This is a genomic window from Acetobacter sp., assembly GCF_047721705.1.
Lineage (GTDB): Bacteria > Pseudomonadota > Alphaproteobacteria > Acetobacterales > Acetobacteraceae > Acetobacter.
In genome coordinates this window covers 1-3,831 of the sequence record NZ_JBDNXK010000161.1, presented here as the reverse complement: position 1 = coordinate 3,831, position 3,831 = coordinate 1, and the positions used below count along the sequence as shown (strand labels likewise).

Below are 3,831 nucleotides of genomic sequence, written 5' to 3'. Positions count from 1 at the left end.
CTCCGCCATTGCAGGCCCGGCCTGGCTGACGCCCGCTCCCCTCCAGAAAAGGCCGTGGGCGCGCCCCATCCGGATACAGGACAGCCCCGCACGGCAGGGAAAGAAGATGACCCTCACACCCCCTTCCCGGCCCGCCTCAGTGCGCAACGGATTGCAGAAACCGCGCCACGTCCTGAGGGGCAAGCTGGGGATGCAGGATCGCCCGCATCGCGCCACGCCCGAGATAGCGGAGATCATCATTGAAGTCCGCCAGACGCGGTGACAGCACGAGGCACTCGATCCCGGCTTCCTCCGTCCGGGCCTGCAGGGTCGTCACCGCATGATCCCCGGCGGGATCGTCATCGCGCAGCACGTAGAGGCGACGCAGCGTGGGCGGAAACGCCATGGCGGCGAGATGCGCCGAGGACAGGCAGGCGGCCAGTGGCAGAGCGGGCATGATCTCATGGAGCGACAGCGCCGTCTCGATCCCCTCGCCTGCCGCCAGAACGTCAGACACCGCGCCAAAGCGCACGGCATGGCCAAGCAGGTCGCCCATGGCCCGACGGGGCATGGCGACGGGGGCCTTGCCCTTTCCGTCCCGCGCCAGCCATGTGCGATGGATGCCGGTAACGCGGCCATCAAGGTCGGTGACGGCGGCGATCAGCGCGGGCCAGGTCTCGGTCGGACTGTCGGCATCGGCCCGGTAGTAGCAATTCGGGTGAAAACGCAGGGATGACAGGTCTGTCAGGCGGGTGAGGTCACGCTGGCGCAGCCAGGTTTCCGCCAGTGTGCCCGCAATCGGGCGGGACATGGCCCAGAGCCGACGTGCGGCGTCTGCGGTGCCAGATGCCTGCCCGGAAGTATCATGACTAAACGCATGGGAACGACCGCGATCAGGGGGCTGTCGTGACTCTGGTTGCGGCAGACTGAGGAAGCGCCGGGCCTCGTCGGCGACATCGCGAAAATCCAGCAGCCCGAGGCTTTCACGGATGATGTCGAGCAGATCGCCATGCTGTCCTGTCGCGCCATCCGTCCATTTGCCCGCGCGGCCACGTCCGTCTGGCCCACCATGCAGGCGGACATAGAGCGACCGCCCCGGCGTGTTATGAACATCCCCGACCAGCCAGTAATTGCCATGACGGCGACCAGCGGAAAGATACTGTCGGCACACCGCCTCCGCGTTCTCCGCCAGACGACGGGCGAGATCCCCTGTATCATGCAAGGTCATCGCCCTGCCCTCCTGCGTCGGGATTGCCTCCATTCAGGGCCATCGCCAGCCAGCGATCGGTGGTCATCCATGAAATCGTCTTGCGCCGGCCAAGGTCAAGCAGATGCGCACCACCACTGAAGGCACCGATCCGGGGACGTGAACAGCTATTGGCCCACTGGAACCCCCATCGCCCCCGCAACCGGAATGCCCGTGCGCAACGTAGCACGAATTCCACCACCTGCTGCGGATCGCCGGTCGTCTCATCGTGCATCCAGGCATTGTCCACCGTGCCCACATCGAGCACACAGGAAAAATGCGTGAAGAAATCAGCCATCGGAAGATCTCCCGAAACGAAAAAACCCGGCACAATGGCCGGGTTCGTAAAAACGTCTTTACGGAAAAACGGAGAAGCGGCTTTCAGGAAGCACGCTCCATCAGCCTGCGGGCCTTTTCTTCCAGATCCAGCCGCGTATCCTGATTGGCCCTGGTGCGAGCCAGTGCCGTGATCCCCTGCACGAAATCGAACACGCTCTCCGGCTTGCGCCCTTCCTCGTGCAGCACGGTTTCGATGATCCTCGCGGTTTCCGGTTTGGAGAACCCACGACGACGCAGGAAACTTTCCCGATCGTCATCAGTTCTGGCCACCAGCGCTCGACGGGAGGCCTGAATGCCCGAGACGAACGAGGCCGGGCTGGCCGTGGCGAAATTCCGCAGCGCCGGTGTGGCCTGATGCACGAAGCGCGATGCCGCGAACTTGCTGTGCCGGATCGTGATCTGTTCGAAATTTTCGACGCCCCACAAAAGGCGGTTTTGACACACGCCGCGCAGATAGAAGGAGGCGATGCCGAGGCTCTTGCTACCGACCTCGCTGTTCCAGGCATAGAAACCCCGGAAATAGAGATCGGGATCGCCGTTGGGCAGGCGTCCTGCCTCAATGGGATGCGTATCGTCGACCAGAAACAGAAAGACATCGCGATCCGATGCGTAGAGCGTCGTAGTCTCCTTGGTGATATCGACATAGGGATTATGGGTCATGGTCGCCCAATCAATGACGCCCGGCACCTTCCAGTTGGTATCACCTGTGCCGTCACCGGCGATCTTGCGCACCGCGCCGACCAGTTCATGGTCCCAGATGCGGCCGTAATCGGGGCCGGTCACGGCGCGCAGTTCCACCCGACCGTCTTCGGTTTCCAGCGTTTTGACCAGTTCGGCCCGATGCGACAGCAGACCGTGCTGCAGGTTGATCGCCGCCAGTGGGGCGGGAAGATTGCGCAGATAGGACGACGGCGCACCGACCAGACTGCACATCTGGCCAAAGGACCAGTGGGTCGGTGCGATTGGCTCATGCTGTCCCGGAACGGTCAAAGTCAGGCGCTCGGCATTGTCGCGCGCGGCCTCCACGCGAATGGCGCGGCTTTCCACCGTGCGGGCCGTGGCCCGATCCGCGCGCGTCAGGGTCGCAGCGTGCAGATCTGACAGCGAGAGATACCGCTCGTCATCGGGGCGCGAGAACCATTCGGACGATACGCGGGCGCTACGCTCCCCACGCGAAGGATCGATCCGGAAGCCGCCGGACGCGGCGCCACGGGACGCCGGGGGCAGGATGGTGGTCGTGGTCATGGAAAACTCTCCTCTATGCCGGTTATTCGGCACAGAAGGCGAAGCCGACCTCTCCCTCTTTCCGGGGCGCCAGACATGAAAAAAGCGGCTTCCGGGCACCGGAAGCCGCTGTCTCAAAGTTCCTGACCTCATAAAGGCTACTCGGCGGCGATGGCCTCTATACCCTCGTCCACCGTTGCCGTTTCAACCGGCACCTGCTCTGCACCTCCTGCCGTGCGCAACGCCTCGGGAAGCCAGCCCGAACCTTCCAGCAGCCGCTCGGCCTCGCGCGCCATGTCGGGCTTTTTCAGGTGGACAATACGGTCAGCCGCCTCGTCACCGCGTGCTTCGCGCACGGCCTGCAGGATGCGCGCCTTGGTCACCCGGCCGAGATAGTTCTCGACCGTCGGCTGCCAGCCTGCTTCGACCAGATCGAGGCTGAGGGCCGAGGCCAGTCGATCGGCCCGTTTGAGGCGCTCCGTGACGCTGCGCTGGGATACCGCGCCATAGGCGGGCATGCGCTCGTAGAGCGCATTGACCCCGAAGGACAGGCAATGTGCCAGCAGTGCCATGCGACTGGCGTCGTCCAGCCCGTCGATCCAGCGCCACAGCGCATCCTCGTCATCGGGTAGGTCGTGCTTCCAGCCCTCATTGCGCTGGCGCAGCGCATGGGCTGGAAGGCTGCCCGGCATGTCGGGCGAATGGACCGGCAGCGGGATTTCGCGGACATAGGCTTCCAGGCAGTCAGCCCCCGGCGTCTGCCAGTACACATCACGCACCAGCGTATGCAGCAGTTCGGTCAGCGCGATGTGCGGGTTACTGGCAAAGGCGTCTCGCAGAGCCAGCGTGCGCCAGGCCGTCAGTTCGGTGAGAAGCCGGTCAGACAGTGGTTTGATCCCATCTTCTTCCTCGGGATCAACGTCGGGAGAGATGCCGTCGCCCTCACCGCCCACATCGCCGCCATCATCAGCAATACGTTCATCCCGCCCATCATACGCAGCATAATCGTATCAATAGGCACAACCGGCGTCATCGCACTATTC

At 63.9% G+C, this 3,831-nt stretch carries 3 protein-coding genes and 1 pseudogene; all 4 read right to left on the bottom strand.

The features are described 5' to 3' along the window. Nucleotides 1–136: 136 nt before the first annotated feature. Nucleotides 137–1,207 (bottom strand): toprim domain-containing protein, encoded by a 1,071-nt coding sequence (locus tag ABF824_RS15935; protein WP_415489942.1) that lies wholly within the window; start codon nt 1,205–1,207, stop codon nt 137–139. Beyond that, nucleotides 1,194–1,523, bottom strand: coding sequence for a hypothetical protein (locus ABF824_RS15930; protein WP_415489941.1), 330 nt, complete (start codon nt 1,521–1,523; stop codon nt 1,194–1,196). Before ABF824_RS15930 ends, ABF824_RS15935 begins: the two co-directional genes overlap by 14 nt. An 83-nt stretch (nt 1,524–1,606) precedes the next feature. Beyond that, a complete protein-coding gene (locus tag ABF824_RS15925) occupies nt 1,607–2,809 on the bottom strand; it encodes a DUF932 domain-containing protein (protein WP_415489940.1) in 1,203 nt (400 codons plus the stop codon). Nucleotides 2,810–2,946: 137 nt separating this feature from the next. Beyond that, nucleotides 2,947–3,798: pseudogene (locus ABF824_RS15920) on the bottom strand (chromosome partitioning protein ParB); the annotation flags it as partial. Nucleotides 3,799–3,831: the final 33 nt, after the last annotated feature.